The 18599-nt window shown below is 52.9% G+C and carries 12 protein-coding genes and 1 pseudogene; 9 read left to right on the top strand and 4 right to left on the bottom strand.

What is annotated here, in order from left to right; translation table 11 throughout:
• Window positions 1–121: 121 nt before the first annotated feature.
• The 4 genes and pseudogenes from KGP24_RS18975 to KGP24_RS18985 all read left to right on the top strand — a co-directional run bounded on the left by KGP24_RS18975 (window position 122) and on the right by KGP24_RS18985 (window position 3729).
• A protein-coding gene (locus KGP24_RS18975; protein ID WP_223561464.1) for an IS3 family transposase occupies window positions 122–1269 on the top strand; the annotation gives its coding sequence in 2 pieces (ribosomal slippage) (window positions 122–359 and window positions 359–1269; 1149 coding nt in all).
• Between the two features lie 18 nt (window positions 1270–1287).
• Window positions 1288–1461: pseudogene (locus KGP24_RS24790) on the top strand (N-acetyltransferase); the annotation flags it as partial.
• Window positions 1462–1799: 338 nt separating this feature from the next.
• Window positions 1800–2057: a YjhX family toxin gene (locus KGP24_RS18980; protein ID WP_223561466.1), complete on the top strand. Its 258-nt coding sequence runs from the start codon at window positions 1800–1802 to the stop codon at window positions 2055–2057.
• Window positions 2058–2067: 10 nt separating this feature from the next.
• Entirely contained in the window at window positions 2068–3729 is a 1662-nt protein-coding gene (locus tag KGP24_RS18985; protein WP_223561467.1) for a class I SAM-dependent methyltransferase, read from the top strand.
• A gap of 120 nt (window positions 3730–3849) precedes the next feature.
• Here KGP24_RS18985 and KGP24_RS18990 read toward each other — a convergent pair whose 3' ends face one another.
• Together KGP24_RS18990 and KGP24_RS18995 are read right to left on the bottom strand one after the other, a co-directional pair.
• Window positions 3850–7179, bottom strand: coding sequence for a transporter substrate-binding domain-containing protein (locus tag KGP24_RS18990; RefSeq protein WP_223561469.1), 3330 nt, complete (start codon window positions 7177–7179; stop codon window positions 3850–3852).
• On the bottom strand, window positions 7139–7762 hold the full coding sequence (locus KGP24_RS18995) for a response regulator (protein ID WP_045134698.1): 624 nt from the start codon (window positions 7760–7762) through the stop codon (window positions 7139–7141). The genes KGP24_RS18990 and KGP24_RS18995 overlap by 41 nt, the downstream gene beginning before the upstream one ends.
• A gap of 659 nt (window positions 7763–8421) precedes the next feature.
• Here KGP24_RS18995 and KGP24_RS19000 point away from each other — a divergent pair.
• The 5 genes from KGP24_RS19000 (at window position 8422) to KGP24_RS19020 (ending at window position 14355) form a co-directional block, all read left to right on the top strand.
• Complete coding sequence (locus KGP24_RS19000; protein WP_045134696.1) at window positions 8422–8949, top strand: fimbrial protein; 528 nt, start codon at window positions 8422–8424, stop codon at window positions 8947–8949.
• 73 nt (window positions 8950–9022) lie between these two features.
• Entirely contained in the window at window positions 9023–9706 is a 684-nt protein-coding gene (locus KGP24_RS19005; RefSeq protein ID WP_087529057.1) for a fimbria/pilus periplasmic chaperone, read from the top strand.
• Between the two features lie 30 nt (window positions 9707–9736).
• On the top strand, window positions 9737–12277 hold the full coding sequence (locus KGP24_RS19010) for a fimbria/pilus outer membrane usher protein (protein ID WP_223561470.1): 2541 nt from the start codon (window positions 9737–9739) through the stop codon (window positions 12275–12277).
• Between the two features lie 24 nt (window positions 12278–12301).
• Window positions 12302–13327: a fimbrial protein gene (locus tag KGP24_RS19015; protein ID WP_223561471.1), complete on the top strand. Its 1026-nt coding sequence runs from the start codon at window positions 12302–12304 to the stop codon at window positions 13325–13327.
• A gap of 23 nt (window positions 13328–13350) precedes the next feature.
• The gene (locus tag KGP24_RS19020) at window positions 13351–14355 is read left to right on the top strand and encodes a fimbrial protein (protein ID WP_223561472.1); all 1005 of its coding nucleotides are present in this window, start codon (window positions 13351–13353) and stop codon (window positions 14353–14355) included.
• Between the two features lie 44 nt (window positions 14356–14399).
• On the opposite strand, the gene KGP24_RS19025 is transcribed toward KGP24_RS19020, so the two are convergent.
• Window positions 14400–15023, bottom strand: a complete 624-nt coding sequence (locus KGP24_RS19025) for a response regulator transcription factor (RefSeq protein WP_223561473.1) — start codon at window positions 15021–15023, stop codon at window positions 14400–14402.
• Between the two features lie 51 nt (window positions 15024–15074).
• Window positions 15075–18311, bottom strand: a complete 3237-nt coding sequence (locus tag KGP24_RS19030; protein ID WP_223561475.1) for a transporter substrate-binding domain-containing protein — start codon at window positions 18309–18311, stop codon at window positions 15075–15077.
• Window positions 18312–18599: the final 288 nt, after the last annotated feature.

Raw genomic sequence — 18599 nt, forward strand, 5'->3', positions numbered from 1 at the left:
CCGCCATCACTTACACCAGCGTGCAAATATGAGAAAAGCTATTACTCTCTGCCAGGAGTGAATCGCCACGGGTTTAACAGACATCTAAGAGTCATTTAAGATGGCTTAAAGAGAGGTGCCCATGAGCGGTAAGCGTTATCCCGAAGAGTTTAAAATTGAAGCAGTCAAACAGGTTGTTGATCGCGGTTATTCTGTTGCCAGCGTTGCAACACGTCTCGATATCACCACCCACAGCCTTTATGCCTGGATAAAGAAGTACGGTCCGGACTCATCCACTAATAAAGAACAGTCAGATGCTCAGGCCGAGATCCGCCGTCTCCAGAAAGAGCTGAAGCGGGTTACCGACGAACGGGACATATTAAAAAAAGCCGCGGCGTACTTCGCAAAGCTGTCCGACTGAGGTACGCCTTTATCCGTGACAACATCTGTTGCTGGCCTGTTCGCCTGCTCTGTCGGGTGCTGGATGTTCATCCCAGTGGTTTTTACGCCTGGCTTCAGCAGCAGCATTCACAACGCCATCAGGCAGACCTGAGACTGACAGGACAGATTAAACAGTTCTGGCTGGAATCGGGATGCGTCTATGGTTATCGCAAAATCCATCTGGATCTGTGGGACAGCGGGCAACCGTGCGGAGTGAACAGAGTCTGGCGACTGATGAAACGTGTCGGGATAAAGGCTCAGGTCGGATACCGGAGCCCGCGGGCACGTAAAGGCGAGGCCAGTATCGTGTCGCCCAACAGGCTCCAGCGACAGTTCAATCCGGATGCTCCGGATGAGCGTTGGGTAACGGACATAACCTACATCAGGACCCACGAAGGCTGGCTGTATCTTGCCGTGGTTGTTGATCTGTTCTCACGCAAAATTATCGGCTGGTCAATGCAATCCCGGATGACAAAGGACATTGTCCTGAACGCACTGCTGATGGCTGTATGGCGGCGTAATCCCCAAAAACAGGTGCTGGTTCACTCGGACCAGGGCAGTCAGTACACAAGCCATGAGTGTCAGTCGTTCCTGAAATCACACGGCCTGGAGGGGAGCATGAGCCGTCGCGGTAACTGTCACGATAATGCGGTTGCAGAAAGCTTTTTCCAGTTGCTGAAACGCGAACGGATAAAGAAAAAGATATACGGAACGCGGGAAGAAGCCCGCAGCAATATTTTTGGTTACATCGAAATGTTTTATAACAGTAAGCGTCGGCATGGTTCGAGCAATCAGATGTCACCGACAGAATATGAAAACCAGTATTATCAACGGCTCGGAAGTGTCTAGATTATCCGTGGCGATTCAGCCATTACCGCCACGATCGACTGGATAAAAGAGAACGGTTTCTCACTCATCAAAGCCGGTGTGGTTCCGGAAAATACCCTTTCAATAAAATTACTTATCAGAACTGGCTTCTATTTTTCTGGCATCGAAGAGGGTGAGCATATTTATGTTCTGGATTTAACAAAAGAAGAATAACCTCCCAGGGGAAAAGCCAATGAGGCAATATAAGGGGTACTAAAACATGCATTCGTCAGTGTCACCTGTCTTTTTTCAGTAAATGAGCTGTTGCTCGATTTCCGAAGTACATCACACTTTTCCTACTGAAATATATCCCTGCTAAAACTGTGTGTTATTATTTACTCCGTAAATACCTTGCAACTCTACCCGAGGCTTTGATGCTGGAGAATGTAATCATCCGATAATCAGTTACCCGACCTTTTCAGGCCGGACTGATTATCAATGCGCCGAAATCGAATGCGGACACCGCGGTGTGTTTGCACGTTTTGCACGTGATGATTAAACAGGTTTCCAGTATGAATTTATCCCGTCAGGAACAACGTACCTTACACGTTCTCGCCAAAGGTGGCCGTATTGCGCACGTCCGCGATGCGTCCGGCCGCGTCACCGCCGTTGAATGCTACACCCGCGAAGGGCTGTTGCTCACCGACTGCACCCTTGCCACCTTCAAAAAACTCAAAACCAAAAAACTTATCAAGTCCGTCAACGGTCAGCCCTACCGCATCAACACCAACGGGCTGAATAACGTTCGCTCACAGCCTGATAACCGCTAAGGAGAGCATAATGGATATCAGCAACCTTATTCTCGCATCCCGACACATCCAGCTGTCAGCGGAGGAAAGTAAAATTCCCTGGGACGAACCGGCCTTCAGCCAGCGCATGCTCGCGAACCATTTGTCGCAGGACCACGACTGGGCCAGCCGCAGGCAGGAGGTTATTGAGCAGCAGGTCGAGTGGATTGCCAGCCAGTTATCCCCTGGCGCACATATCCTCGATCTCGGCTGCGGTCCCGGCTTTTATACCCATCACTTAGCGGAGCGCGGATTTCACTGCACCGGCGTTGATTTCTCACCGGCATCCGTGAGTTGGTCCCGTCAGCAGGCGCAGAACGCCGGAATGAATATCAACTATGTCCAGCAGGATATCCGCGCATACTGGCCGGATAAATCTTTTGATTTCATCATGATGACGTTCGGGGAACTGAATGTTTTCAGCGCGGTGGATGCGCGCTCACTCGTCAACCGCTGCGCACTGTGGCTGGAGCCGGGTGGCAGGCTACTCACTGAAGTCCATACTTTTGACGAAGTTAAACGTCAGGGAATGGCTGAACCGAGCTGGCAACGCTGTCCGGACGGATTGTTTCTTGACGTCCCTCACCTGTTGCTGATGGAGCATGGCTGGGATGAGGAAGCACAGACCAGCTCAACGCAGTTCTGGGCCATAGAGCCAAACGGTCACACCACCCGTTTCGGCAGCCAGATGACGGCATGGCGCGATGACGAGTACGTCAGCCTGCTCGACAATGCCGGATTTAACCTGCTTCTTCCTCCTGGAAGCCACGACTGGCCAGTCAGCGAGACATTTGAAAGGAAGCTGTTTGTTTTGCTGGCTGAAAAAGCAAATACCTCAGAGGAACACCCTCTTAATACTCAACGCAATAAAAGGAATTCCACATTGGATATCCCACGTATTTTTACCATCAGCGAAAGTGAGCACCGCATCCATAACCCGTTCACCGAAGAGAAGTACGCCACGCTTGGCCGTGTGCTGCGCATGAAGCCGGGCACCCACATTCTTGATCTCGGCAGCGGCTCGGGCGAGATGCTCTGCACCTGGGCCCGGGATCATGGCATTACGGGGACTGGCATCGACATGAGCCAGTTGTTCAGCGAGCAGGCCAGACGCCGCGCGGAAGAACTCGGTGTCAGCAGCCGGGTTCAGTTCATTCATAACGACGCCGCCGGATATGTGGCAGAAGAGAAATGCGATGTGGCCGCCTGCGTTGGCGCGACCTGGATTGCCGGTGGTTTTGTCGGGACCGTCGAACTGCTGGCACAGAGCCTGAAACCGGGCGGAATCATGCTAATCGGTGAACCCTACTGGCGTCAGCTTCCGGCAACGGACGAGATAGCCCAGGCCTGTGGCGTCAGCTCGACGACCGATTTCCTGACGCTGCCGGAGCTTGTCGGCGCGTTCGATGAACTCGGCTACAACGTGGTGGAAATGGTACTGGCAGACCAGGAAGGCTGGGACAGATATGAAGCCGCGAAATGGCTGACCATGCGCCGCTGGCTGGAGGCCAATCCTGACGACGACTTCGCCGCCGAAGTCAGGGCCGAGTTAAACATCGCGCCGAAACGCCACGTAACGTACGCGCGGGAATACTTTGGCTGGGGCGTGTTTGCGTTAATGGCACGACAGGAGGACGTTTGCGGTACCGCCTAAAGGGGAAACCGGATATCTGATTAACTTACCAGGTATCTGCTATAAATTGACCCGAACCGCGTATTTACCCTACGATCGCCCGGTAGCGCTTCGCTTATCGGGCGGAAAGGATGAAGATATTCAGGGTTCCACCTCAGCCAACCAGCCTCCCACAGCAAGGTTAAACTCCTCCACCGCGTCACAAAGCTCTGACCACAGGGCATGCAGGTGTTCCAGAGCCTGTTCCGGACAAAGACAGGCCAACTCAAGTTCACGACTCGCCCGTTCAATCCGTCTCGCGCCACAAATTTTCGCGGCTCCCGACAGACGATGCATGCAAGCGGCCAGCTCCGGCCAGTCCTGCAGCTCAACCAGGTCTGCCGCATAGCGCAGATCGTCATTATTCGTTTGAACGGTTACCCGCAGCAACTCTCCCAGCATCTGCTCATCAAAGCTGCTGAGCGCCTCCAGTTTCGGGTAATCCACCACTCGGGAGAGAGAAACGGCCTCCCCCCAAGGCGCAGCAATGTTTTTCATCACGTCATTCAACACCGTTTTGAGCTGGGACATCGGAAGAGGTTTGAACAGGCAGTCGTCCATTCCGGCCGCAAGGCATCTGGCCCGCTCTTCAGGCCAGGCATTCGCCGTTAGCCCGAGGATGATCAAGGCGTCACCGGCACGTTCCCGCAGCAGACGCGTCAATGCCAGACCATCCATTCCCGGCATACTGCAGTCGGTAATTACCACATCAAATCGCGTCTCCTGAAACAATTCCCAGGCCTCCAGGCCATTCTGTGCCTCCTTGACATGGTGACCAAGATGCATGAGCTGGCGGCGTAACAGCATCCGGTTCGCTGGATGATCGTCCACCGCCAGAATGCTCAGAGGACGATGAAGAACCGCTATTGGTTCGACATCTGCCTCCGTTGGACTGACGGGGTTGTCCCGCTGCTGGACTGACACCGTAAAACTGACCTGCGTTCCCTTACCTTTCTCACTCGCGATAGTAATACTGCCGCCCATCATCGTGACCAGCTGCGCGCAAATAGCCAGTCCCAGCCCGGAACCACTTTGGACGGCACCATCCCTCGCCTGGACCCAGGGATCGAAGATATTCTTTTGATCTTCCGCGGAAATCCCTCGCCCCGTATCCGAAACGCTAATGTGCAGAAGATAGTTAGCCGGGGCCATTTCATCGTTAAAAAGGGTCATTTCAACGGTGATGCAACCTTTCTCGGTGAATTTAATGGCGTTACTCACCAGGTTTGAGAGCACCTGCCTGAACCGCAGCGGATCGAGAAAAATCTCCTCTGGCAACTCTGGAGGCACCACATATTGCAGACGTAACGCTTTCTGCCTCGCCAGACCCTCGAAGACCCGCACCACCGGCGGCAGAAGATCCGTCGTTCTGACCCACTGCGGAGTTAATTCAAGTCGACCTGATTCAATCCGGGCCATATCCAGAATATCCCCGATAAGCCCCATTAAGGAACGAGCAGATTCACAGGCAACCCTGACGGGATCGTCATCTTCCCATGTTTTATCTGCGGCGTTGACCGTCAGTTCAAGCAGCCCAATGATGGCGCTTACTGGCGTCCGTATTTCATGACTCATGGTTGCCAGAAACGTACTTTTTGCGCGGTTAGCCTGTTCGGCGCGTTCCGTTTCTTCTGAAAGCGCACGGGTTAGCGTTTCGTTGTAGGCCAGTTGAGACTGAAGATCTTGCTGAGCCAGCTGACGGGCGCCAATTTCGCGCCTCAGGTAATAGATCCAGATAAGTGAGGTCAGAATGACAATCCCGGCCACCCCGGAAACCAGCCAGAAGCGGGTTCTGTACAGCTCCCACGTATTGAGTCTGACATCGGGTCGCGTCTGCCATTTATCGATCACATGAGTGATATCCGCTGGGGAGATATTCTCCAGTGACTTGTTAAGGATGCTCAGAAGTTCGGGCTGATCCCGCGAAACTGCAAACGCAACTTTTGCTGTCAGATCGCCTATATGACCGCCAATTTTGAGCCGATCGCGAAAATAACGATCGATCATGTAGCTGGCCCCAAACAGCGTATGTATCGCCACGTCTGCCTTACCATCGGCAACATTTTGCATCGCAATCGCTGCGTTTTCGGTTTCGATCAGCACGATCCCCGGGCGGGTGCGCCTGAGTTCAGGGATGAGGGCATTTTTCATCACGATTGCCACGCGGGTTCCCGGCGGCAGGGATGCGGTGTAATGTTTGTCCGAGGCCTCTACCCACACAAATGGCGACGTAAAATAGGGTCGGGAAAACCGCAGCTGCTTCGTTCGTTCCTCGCTCTGGCTGACCGCGCCCATGAAGAGCGCCTTTTTACCGGCGATCTGGTCCTCCATCCGACGGATTGAATCCGCCGGAACTGGATCAAAATGCAGGCCGGTACGCAGCCGGACCAGACGCAAAATATCGGCGGTAACCCCGTAAAAATTCCCCTTTGCATCAATCATGGTGAAGGGGGCATAGAGGGCATTAACGGAAACCGGCACCGTGGGATTGTCTGCTAACCACTTTTTCTCTGCTGCGGTAAACGCCACTTGTTCCCGGACGCGCCAGCGTGACGAGCCTTCACTCCACTGCTGCAGGATGACCTCCTTCTGGGTACGGGGTATCGAATCAAGCACCCGTCCCACGGAACGTATCAACGCATGGTCTTCCTTGCGCATGACGAAATGGCTTCCGGTATCACGTTCCGGATAGACCTGCTGAAGCACCAGAAAATGCGGGTAGTGGCGTTCAAGTAAATAAGATCCTGTCACCAGGTTACCAATATAAAAGTCGTTTTCACCGAACGCCACGGAGGCCATGGCCCGATCGTCGGTGTCAAAATGGATCAGCCTGGCGCCAGGGAAATGGGCCTCTATCCAGCTGTCGTCAACATACCAGCGCGCAATGGCCAACCGCATCCCGGGTTGATAGTGAAACGGTTTTTCAGGGGATTGTTTTCGGTGGACAAGGACAGGATGATCCCGAATGAAATTCGCTGACGCCACCAGTGCAGCATTAACCCCACGGACCTTTGCCGAGGGATCCACCACGATATCCACCTTTTTCTGGGCCAGTGCAGCATAAGCCGAATCGCGATCCTCAAATGCAACAACGTGCATCCGCACGGCCAGATACTCGCCAAGAAGCGCAATATAGTCTGCAATCATGCCTTCCAGCCGACCGTCTTCCGGAAACAGTGACAGCGGAGGGATCTCAGGCTGCCAGACCGCCATCGTCAGCACTCGTTTTTTCCCTAACCAGCGCCAGTCATCATTGGTGAGCGTAAATTCTTTTGGCGCGTAGCTCTCCCGGCTAATAATCTGCACATCCGCTGGTTCCAGCGCAAGGCTGCGCAGAGGGGCAAGCACCAGGTACAATAAGCCAAGGGTAAAAAGAAATTTTTTCAATGCGTTAGTCCAGATGATGGCGACGCGCAAAATCAACCAATCCAATGGTGTGCGTTATCTCAAGCTTGTGCATCAACCGGGTTTTATAGGTGCTGACGGTTTTGTTGCTGATGAACATTTTGTTGGCGATATCATTGATTTTCATACCGCGCGCGACATAGCGCAGAACCTGAAGCTCGCGGTTTGACAGGGTTTTGATCACATCGCTCTCGCGGACAAAACTGGCGGGTAACCGGTTGGCCTGACGACGCAGAGGAAAATAGGCGTAGCCGCGTTCTACCGCGTTGACGGCATTTCGAAGTTCATCCAGATTATTCCCTTTCCCGACAAATCCATCCGCACCAAACTGAATACATCGGTTAAGGTAATGTTCATCGTCCCGACTAGTCAGTACCAGTAACCTGCCAGGAAATTCTGTTTTACGCAGTTTTTCTATTAACTCCACGCCGCTCAAACCGGGAATATCAAGATCGACCACCACGATTTCGGGCTTTATTTTCTGTATCACCTTAAATGCGTCCGTCCCATCACCACTTTCAGCAATGATGATATGGTTATCTTTTTCGAGCAGCATACGTATAGCCAGACGAACCATAGGATGGTCGTCGACAATGAGGATATTAGCCATATCAGCCTCTTTAATTTCCTTTTATTAAAGGCTGTCATAAAAGCCCAGATAAAATCAATCAAAAAATCTATTTTTTATTTCATTGTCACGAACATGTTTTTATTTACTGCTGTTTTTTCCGGTTGCCCTACGGGGATGACATCTTTTTTCTGACAGATCCGCTTAAATTACCGACTCGATTATCATGAGAAAAACAAATCTAATTCATTGATTTAAATTAACTTACAAACCAAAGAAAAATTTTCATGACCAGGAGGTTTTCACAGCTTGTAGGCAAAGGACTACATGTAATGTCGTCTTTGATGACATAAATCAACTCCCAGTCTGAGTGTTTTATTTTACTGCGAGGGTATAGTGGATTACACAAAGCGAGACCAAGCAGAAATGCTTTTTGGAATAAGTTTCAAAAAACTCAACTGTAACGCATAAACAGTATTCCTCATGCGCAATGGATATTTATAGCCTTATAAAAATGGGCAAATCAAATTCTATTGTCATTGAGAAATACATCGCTTTGAAAATACTTTTACTCGCAAACCAAAAAATGCGCTGTTTTTATCCCCTGCAAACAGGAAGCTGCTTGCCGTTTTATCAGCATCATCCAAGCGCAATACGTAAACACAGTGTTAATTGTAACTCACTTACAGGAATAAAACCTGATGAAAAAGCAACTTCACTTTATCGCCATCGCGTCAATCATCAGCGGTGCATCACTGACTGCCGCCCACGCTGCTGACGGCACCATTCAGTTTAACGGCGAAATCATTGATGCCGCCTGTACGGTATCGGCATCCAGCGCCAACCAGACGGTCACTTTAGGCCAGATCAGCGAAAACGCCTTCTCCGCCGCGGGTGATACCGCCGGTGCGACCGCTTTCCAGATTGATCTGACGAGCTGCCCGGCAAGCGTGACCTCCGCGGCGGTGAAATTCGACGGAACGCCTTATCAGGGAGACAACAGCGCGCTCGCACTGACGCCGGTGAATGGCGTCGCAACCGGTGTCGGCATCCAGATCCGTAATGCGGACAACACCGTGCTGCCTCTGTTCACCGAATCTCAGCGCGTCACGCTTTCTCAGGCGGGGACCAATACGCTGAAATTTAACGCTGCTTACGTAGCAAAAGCCGCCACAGTGACCGCCGGTCCAGCGAACGCAACCGCCACCTTCAGCGTTGTTTACAACTGATCCAACGGCAGCGCTTTCTGCCGTTATCCGAAAGCCAGCCACCGGCTGGCTTTTTCCCAGAGGAGAAACCACAGTGACATTCAAACTCTCATCCTTACTGGTTGCGGGCATGCTCATCGGGTGCGAAATGGCTCACGCCGGCGTAGTCGTGGGCGGCACGCGCATTATCTATGATGGTGACAAAAAAGAGGCGTCCATCAGCGTAGACAATCCCGACGCCACGCCTTATCTCATTCAGTCCTGGATAGAAAATGAACGCGGTCAGAGCGATAAACAGAGCTTTATCGTGACGCCTCCGCTTTTTCGCCTGGATGGAAGCCAGAAAAATACTCTGCGTATTCTGAAAATGGCCCCAAATTTCGCTGCGGATCGGGAGACGATGTTCTGGATGAATATTAAATCCATCCCCGCAGCCGATCCCAGCCGTTCGGACAATACCCTGCAACTGGCCGTCAATACGCGCCTGAAGTTGATTTATCGCCCGTCAGCCCTGAAGGCCTCCTCACCGGATCAGGCCAGCAACAGCCTGAAATGGACGCGTCAGGGACAGCGCCTGTCGGTAAATAACCCGACCCCATACTACATCAACTTTCAGTCAATCAGCCTGAACGGACGTCAACTTGAGAATGTGACCTACGTAGCCCCTCGCGCAACGGCCTTCTTTGACCTTCCGTCTGGAGCTCAGGGCAATCAGGTCGAATGGAAGGTGATCAGTGATTATGGCGCAACTGGCGCTGCTCACAAAGCCTCCCTTTAACGCACCTGTAACGAACCGCTGGAAAGAACCATGTCCCCATTATCACACGCTGCCCAAAAACGTCCGGAGTTTCGGCCATCCCTTATGGCCGTGCTAGTCGCCCTCCTTCTGCCTTCCGTTCACGCTGAAGCCAGGGACTACTTTAATCCTGCACTTTTACAGCAGACAGGTACAGGCGGCACCGTACCTGATCTGTCAGCTTTTGAGAATGGCGGGCAGTTACCGGGACGTTATCCCGTTGAAATCTATCTTAATGACGAACAGGTAGACAGCAGAGACGTCACCTTTTTCCAGACCTCCGAGAACGGCCTTCAGCCGTGTCTGGATGCGGAAACCCTGGCGGGATATGGCGTTCGTACAGAGTTATTTCCTGGATTACAGCCTGAAGGCGAGCAGTGCGTGGATTTTTCAGCGATTCCAGACAGCGCAGCTGTCTTCGTATTCGGCGCACATCGTCTGAACATATCGATCCCGCAGGCGGCGGTTAACCCGCGCATTCGTGGCTATGTTTCACCCACGCAGTGGGATGACGGTATTAACGCCGCACTTCTGCATTACAGCTTTAGCGGCGTGAGCCCTCTCACCGGCGAGGGCAGCAGTCAGTATCTCAATCTGCGTCCGGGTCTGAATCTGGGTGCCTGGCGTTTTCGTAACTACACCACCTGGAACCGCCCCGCCAGCAGTGATAGTGGCGGCGACAAGTGGAACACCGTCTATACCTATGCTCAGCGCAGCATCGTTCCGCTGAAAAGCCAGTTAACGCTGGGGGACAGCCTGTCCCCATCTGACGTGTTTGACAGCGTGCCTTTCAGAGGTGCGCAGTTGGCATCCGATGACGAAATGATCCCCGACAGTCAGCGCGGCTACGCGCCGGTCGTGCGCGGCATTGCACGCGGTAACAGTGCACAAGTCACCATTCGCCAGAACGGTTACGTCATTTACCAGACAACCGTACCGGCCGGGGCATTCGAAATCACGGATATGTACCCTACCGGCGGCAGCGGCGATTTGTACGTCACCATTAAAGAGGCCGACGGCAGCGAGCAGTCGATGGTCGTGCCTTACGCCTCTCTTCCTGTCCTCCAGCGTGAGGGCAGACTGCAGTTCAGCCTGACGGCGGGTCAGTATCGTGCCTATGACAGCAGTATTGAAAAAACGCCCTTTTCACAGGGAACCCTTCTGTACGGCGTGGGTAAAGGGATGACGTTATATGGCGGCGCACAGCTGGCACAACCTTATCGCGCTTTCGCGGCGGGCGTGGGTCAGAACCTGGGGGGGCTAGGGGCGTTATCGGTAGACGTTACGCAGGCGTGGAGTTCGCCAAAAAACGATAAAGAACAACAGGGACAATCCTGGCGTCTGCGTTACAGCAAAAGTCTGACGGAAACAGGAACCCACCTTGCGGTTGCAGGGTATCGCTATTCCACCGAGGGGTTTTACGATCTGGCTGATGTCCTGGAAAGCTATCGCGATAGACCATCTTCCATGCGCACCGAACGCAAGCGTAATCGCGCTGAACTGACCCTGAGCCAGGATTTAGGCAGCGAACGCGGTTATCTGTCCGTTGGGGCAATCAGTGAAGACTACTGGGATAACCGTCGTAAAACGACCTCGTGGAATATGAGTTACAACAACAGCTGGAACGGCATCAGCTACAGCCTTAACTACGCCATGAATCGTAACACTGCGGGCGGGGGTCAATACACAGGCGGGAAAAACAGCGAACGCGATGATGTCCTGTCCCTCAACCTGAGCATTCCTCTGGATAAGTGGCTGGGTAAATCATTTGCCAGCTACAACGTCAGCAGCAGCCCCGCACGAGGGACAGTCAATACCGTGGGACTTAACGGTACGGCACTGGAGGATAACAGCCTTAACTGGAACCTGACACAAAGCCATGCATCGCAGGAGCAGTCTAACAGCGGCTACGGAAGCGTTAACTATCGGGGGACTTATGGGGAGGTGAATGGTGCCTACAGCCAGAGCGCCGGTCAGCGCAATCTCAGCTACGGCCTGCAGGGTAGCATTGTCGCCCACGCCGGGGGCATAACGGCCGGTCAACCCATGGGCGAAACGTTTGGGCTGGTCAAAGTACCAGGCGCGTCGAACGTAGCTATCCAGAATCAAACCGGTATCAAAACGGATTATCGCGGTTATGCCCTCGTACCAAACCTGATGCCATACCGCCGCAATGACGTCACGCTGAACACGTCAACGCTGGATGAGGATGTCGATCTGAAACAAACCAGCCGTAGCGTCGTTCCGACCCGGGGAGCGCTGGTGCGGGCAGAATACCGCGCACAGGTAGGGCAGCGCGTGATGATGACGCTTATCCGCGCTGACGGCAAACCGGTGCCCTTTGGCGCAACCGTTGTAAACGACACCGATCCGGATGCTGGCAGCAGTATTGTCGGCGATGGTGGACAGGTGTACCTCGCCGGCCTGTCTTCTGAAGGAACGCTGAAGGTGCAGTGGGGAAATGACGCGCAGCGTCAATGTCGGGTGACCTATCGCCTGAGTAAACAGAAAACGGGCGAAAGCATCTCGGTCATCCAGGGACAGTGTCGCTGAGCGAACATCAATAGAAGGTTAGTAATGAAAACGTTAATCAAACACATATTTCGAAACCGCCTGCTCTCGGCCATCTTGCTGATGGGGGTTTCAAACGGCGCACTCGCCACCTGTAGCTTTATGGACAGTCGTTTTACACCGAATGATGCCGTTCAGCTGAATCTGGGGTCAGTGATCGTTCAACGCGACACGCCTATCGGGGCCGTCGTATGGAGCTCCACGAACAATACTCTGGGCGGGCGAAATAATTTCATCCAATGCAACGCCACGGGATACCGTACACAGTGGGCTGCAGGTTCCGGGTATGAGCCGGTAGCCTATAGCGGCCAGACCCTGTACCAGTCCGGCGTCCCGGGTCTGGCTTTCAGGATCGTCACTCCAGGGGCAGGCTCGACCAGCGGCCGGTACGGAACTGGCCCTCTTCCCCGTCAAATTTCCAATGTACCCTGCACCAGCTCGTCGACCTGGTGGCGGTTATGTGGGGGAACCTGGGGAAGCTACCAGCTTCAGCTCGTCAAAATTGCCCCCACTACCGGATCGGGACCCATCACGTCCGGCACGATTACCCGGGCGCTGATCGTCGGAGAGACCACTATTTTTGACTATTCCATCGCCAGCGGCACGGTTCAGACAGTGGCCTGCTCGGTAACCAATCCAAATATTACGGTCAACATGGGAACGGCCAAAAACACCGATTTCCGGGGGACGGGAAGCACCAGCGGCAATACCGATTTTGCGATCGCTCTTAACTGCGATGCCTCCACCAATATCAAAATGACGCTGACAGCGGGAAGTGCAGGTGCGGCCGACTCAACACAGGGCGTGCTAAACCTCGACAATGCCGGGGCGGCGGACAACGCAACCGGAGTGGGTGTTCAGGTGCTCTATAACAGCAGACCGGTTTCACTGGGCACACAAATAAACGTGGCCAGAACCACAGCGAATGGCACCTATTTCATACCGTTGCAGGCACGCTATTACCAGACACAGTCGACGGTAACACCGGGAAAAGCGGATGCTAATGCCACGTTTACCATGACTTATCAGTAATAATTTAAGGAAAACGCTCTCCAGTGAACATACCATTTTTATTCTGCGGCGTACTGCTCCTGACCTCTAAAATAGCGGTGGGTGCCTGCAGTTTTATGGACAACCGGTTTACGGCCAGCGACAACATTAACCTCAATTTTGGTCAGGTAATCGTTCAGCGCGATACCCCCATCGGCAGCGTGGTTGCAACCGCCAGTTCTGCCACACTTGCTAACCGGAACGATTTTATCGAATGCACCACCTCCAGGTTCGTCACCCAGTGGGCACCAGGTAGCGGTAATTTTCAGCCAATACAGCATAATGCTGAAACTCTCTATCGGTCAGGCGTGGCGGGTCTTGCCTTCAGGATTGTGACCCCCGGCGCAGGGTCAACGACCGGACGCTATGGAACGGGACCTTTGCCCAGACGCGTCAGTAATATCTGGTGTCGCCTCTCCCCCACCTGGTGGAGGCTCTGTGGCGGCACCTGGGGGAACTATCAGCTCCAGCTGATCAAAATTGCTCCCCTGACGGGGTCAGGCCGTCTGCAAACCGGATCTATCACGCGGGCAGGCGTTGTGGGTGAAATCGATGTCATGAACGTGAATATCGCGGGTGGAGAGGTACAGACGGTGGCCTGTTCCGAGACCACTCCAAACATCTTTGTGAACATGGGAAGCATAAAAAACACCGAGTTTTTGGGGGCTGGAAGCACCTCGCGCGACGTAAGCTTCAACGTCAATTTGAACTGCGATGCGTCAGCCAATATTTACCTGACGCTGGAGGCGGGACGTGCGGGCGTAGCGGATGCCAGTAAGGGTATTTTGAATATCGACACAACAGGTTCGGCTGAAGCAGCCAGCGGAGTGGGGATACAGGTACTGTTTAACCACACGCCAGTTATACCGGGAGAAAGGCTTAAAATTACCACCACCGCGTCAGACGGTCTGTATGCCCTCCCGCTTGCGGCACGCTACTATCAGACTGGCACCATCCTTACGCCGGGTACGGCTAACGCCACGGCAACGTTTACGACAACGTACCAGTAAATCGCTCAGCGGTCCCCCGAAACGGGTACCGCTAATTTCCTTAGTCACGCCAGATGATTACGTTTAGCGAATTCGACCAGTTCCAGCGTTTTACTGAGGCCCAGCTTTTCCATAATACGTCGCTTATAGGTACTGACGGATTTGCTGCTGACATGCAGTTTCTCCGCAATCTCCACCAGCAGTTCGCCCCGCGCGATATAGCCAAGAACCTGCAGCTCCCGATTAGACAGGCGGCTCAGCAGGTCCTTCTCCGGCTGTATCCTATCCGGTCGGCCTGACGATGACTGGCGCTTGGGAAAAAACTCGTATCCGTTTAAAACGGCCCTGAACGCATCTGCCAGGGCGTCAAGCTGGTTGTTCTTACTGATAAAACCATTGGCGCCTGCGGCCCTGACCCTGTCTACAAAATGCTGATCGCTGTGCGTCGTCAGAACAATAATTCCGCCTTGATAATTCTCTTCGCGCAGTCGTTTTATGACCTCAAGTCCGTCAGGCGGAGGGATATCAATATCAATCACCACCAGATCAGGACGATGGTTACGCAAATAGACTAATGCATCGTGCCCGTTGTCGCAGGTGCCCACAACGTCATATCCCTTCCCGTTCGCCACGACCTGCACGGCAAGTTGAGAAACAGGATGGTCATCAACAATAAAGATTGTGCTCATAAGCATACCCTGCGTTTATTCGTCATCCGCCTTCTTCCACTGGTGAGAAAACTATTGGTCTTTAAGGCGATTATTCAGTTGCAGCAGATGGGCCTCTAGTGCGGTGACCAGAGACAGAATGTGAGGCAAGTCTTCTTCTTCCGCTGCGTTTTCCAGCCTCTCGCATATTCCGGCAAGTTCGTGCGCTTCAAGTAATCTCGCTCCTCCGGTCAGGCTGTGCGCCGCGCGTCGAATAGCCGTAAAATCAGCGTCCGCGATCCCCTGTTTAAATGCCGCACAGTCCTGCGCATTTTGAGATATTGCCGCGTCGATCAGCCTGTCGAATATTTCGGGCTGCGATTGCGCCATCTCCCTCAAACCGTGACGAGTATGACGCTCCCCGGAGGGGGATGCCAGTCGCGTCGTTACGGGGATATGCTCAAGGAGCCGCGCAAGTTCGACGGGCTTAAACAAGCAGGCCGTCATCCCGGCCTCCTCAGCCAGCACGACGACTTTCTGCTCGGCCATGGCAGTCAATCCCAGCATCGGCCCGGGAGCTCGATTCAGCTGTTTTTCCTTTTCACGTAGTTGCCTGATGAGTTCAAAGCCGCTCATACCGGGCATATTGCAATCTGTAATCACCATATCAAACGGCTGTGTTTCCTCACCCCATAACTGCAGAGCCTGAACGCCATCTTCTGCCACAACGCACGTATGCCCGGCAACCGTCAGCTGCTGCGACAGTAGCATTCTGCTGGGAGCATGATCGTCCACCACCAGTATTTTACAGGGCGTGGAAATCGCCCCCACGTTCGTATCCGGTGGCATATCGGCTTCATCAATGACCGCTGGTGCAGAAAAACGAAAAATAAAGGTGGTACCTTCACCCGGTACGCTCTCTACCGCCAGCTGTCCGTTCAGTAATTCGGCGAGTTGCCGGCAAATCGTCAATCCCAACCCGGTCCCCTGCCGCGCAGACTGGGCACTGTGAACCTGCACAAAAGGTTCGAAAATAGCGGCTTGCTGGGCTTCCGTTAATCCGGGGCCTGAATCACTCACTTCCAGCACATAGCTATTACCGCGTTCAGGGGGTGAGGGGGTCTGATAGATTACAATCTCCACTTCACCGTGAGCGGTAAATTTGATGGCGTTACTCAGTAAATTGGAGGCGATCTGGCTCAGCATCAGGGGATCGCTCATGACCCGATCAACCTCGACGTCCACCTGCGTCAGCAGCGTCAAACCTTTTTTTTCTGCCGTATGATGAAATAACGTACTGACCTGATTAACAATAGCGTTGAGAGAAACCGGTACGGAGCGTACGGCATAGGTACCGGACTCGATTTTCGCCATATCCAGAATATCGCCCACGAGCATGAGCAGGAATTTCGATGATTCATAGGCAACAGCAATATTATTACGCCGTTGCGCCGGGGAGGAGTGGCCGAGATGCTCAAGTTCAAGCAGGCCGATAATGGCATTCAGCGGCGTGCGTATTTCATGGCTCATTTGCGACAAAAACACGCTCTTTGATTCACTCGCCTTTTCAACCTGTTGCTTTGCCACGGTGAGTTCATTTTGCAGTGCTTGCTGTATGGCAAGGTTCTTTTTGAGCCAGCGATTCCGCCAGAAGTAAAAAGCCAGCATCACCGCGATGACAAACATCACGGCGCTGGCAATTAAAATAGCGGTTCGGTAGCGCCCCCAGACTTCAAAGCGCTCAAGGGCATAGCGCATTTGCCAGCCCGTGAGTTCTGCGCTCATTTCACTGGATGTCTGTTCACTCAGCGTTTTGTTAATGATAGAAATCAGAACTTTGTTTTCTTCGCTGGTCGCCATGGCAAGCCGAAGGGGGGCGATTGGCAAGGTTAAGGCGATCCGGAAACGATCGCTCAAATAGCTTTTCAGTATAAAACTGGCCGCGGTCTGCGGCACAATGACGCCATCGAGTCGATGAGTAAAAAGCGAAAGCGCCGTTTCCAGTGAAAAATCATCCTCAACAAACTCCACCTGAGGAAAGCGTTCGCGCAACTCAGGCAAATAATAAATGCCGGTAAATACCGCCACGCGTTTCCCCTTCATATCAGACAGAGAGCGAATGGCGGGGAATGCGCTACGAGTCACCAGCATCCAGTTAGATATTTGATATGGACGGGAGTAAATAATGCCTGGTTCGTGAGTTGCCGATGCATCTGCAGCCGCTATTAACGAGTCAGGCGCGCTTTTCAGCGCATCACGCATCTCCGGCACATTTGAAAGCGGAACCCAACTGAACGTTAATCCCGTCTCTTTGGCGATATTCTGGAGTAATGAGACGGCATACCCACTCTGCTGACCGCCATCATTAATGTAAGTTACCGGAACATGCGTGTTTACCACATACACCGCAATCTTAGGATGATGCGCAATCCAGTTCCTTTCCTCAGAAGTGAGAGCGTGTTTGAGGGTGTCTTTTTTTTCCTCGGGCAGGCTCATTAAATCCCATGTCTGGGCTATTTCATTGTAAATGTTCTGGCGACGATCTCTCAGGACCGAGTTGATGGCGTCCTTTAACGGCCTCATGTCCGGGCGGGTAATAAATCTGGGGCCCTGTTCTGATAAAACCGAACTCGGGGACAACATTAACTGGCTGTTGAAATTCTGACGATTAATCTCGGCAGCCGTTACAACGTTGGTCCAGAACACGGCATTGTCATCATTGGCCACAGAGGCCATAGCGCGGTAATCATCTGTAGCGGCAGTCAATGATGCCTTAGGAAACGCGTTTCTCAATTGTTCGCGTAACGCGTGTCCACCAATATAAAACAGCACTTTTCCACGTAATCCGTCCGTTTCCCGAACCGGTTTTTGGCTCACCAGAACAGCACGATCGGACAGATAACGGTCGGTCAGAAGCAGATCGGGATGACGTTCTGTATCGGTAAGGAAACGATCGTCGACGATCATTTCCACCTGTGACGCACTTAATGCCGACAGCGCAGCAGAACTGTCGGGATAACGGAATACCTGGAAATCGACCCCCAGCGTGCGGGACAAGAGTTCAAGATAATCCGCCGTAATCCCTTCAAAGTCCTCATCAGCAATGCTCACCTGATAGGGGGGATGTGCGGATGCGCTCACCCCAACGCGGATTGCTGGGTGCTGTCGAAGCCAGTCCTTATCGTTCGGGTTAGGCTCGGAAAGGGGCTCAGAAAAATGCGTATGGGCCAGAAGATTTAGCGAAACGGGTTTGGCCGAAAAAGCAAAATCCGATCCCAGCAGACAAATCAACGCAATAAGACAACCTGACTTATTCCATAACGTTGACATACGCCTCCATTAGCGTGTGCGTCGAAGTTTAGTCGTGAATTCAGTCGAAACACGCCGGAAGTCTGACCCTGAATGTGATGGTCATTAGGTCTCAAAACCTTACTGCTCGCTCAGGCGTGATGAACCGGCTGAGCCTGTAGTCCCCTGCCTACAGGATAAGGTGGCGCGGTCTCATATTTATCCCTGTTCTTTTCCGTTACCGTAAATATACGACAGAAATCTTTCCCAGGCGCAGTGTAAAAAACATGATGAATGACAACCCTGTCTTCGATAATACCCTTAGGCCAG

The organism is Enterobacter sp. JBIWA008 (assembly GCF_019968765.1).
Classification (GTDB): Bacteria; Pseudomonadota; Gammaproteobacteria; order Enterobacterales; family Enterobacteriaceae; genus Enterobacter.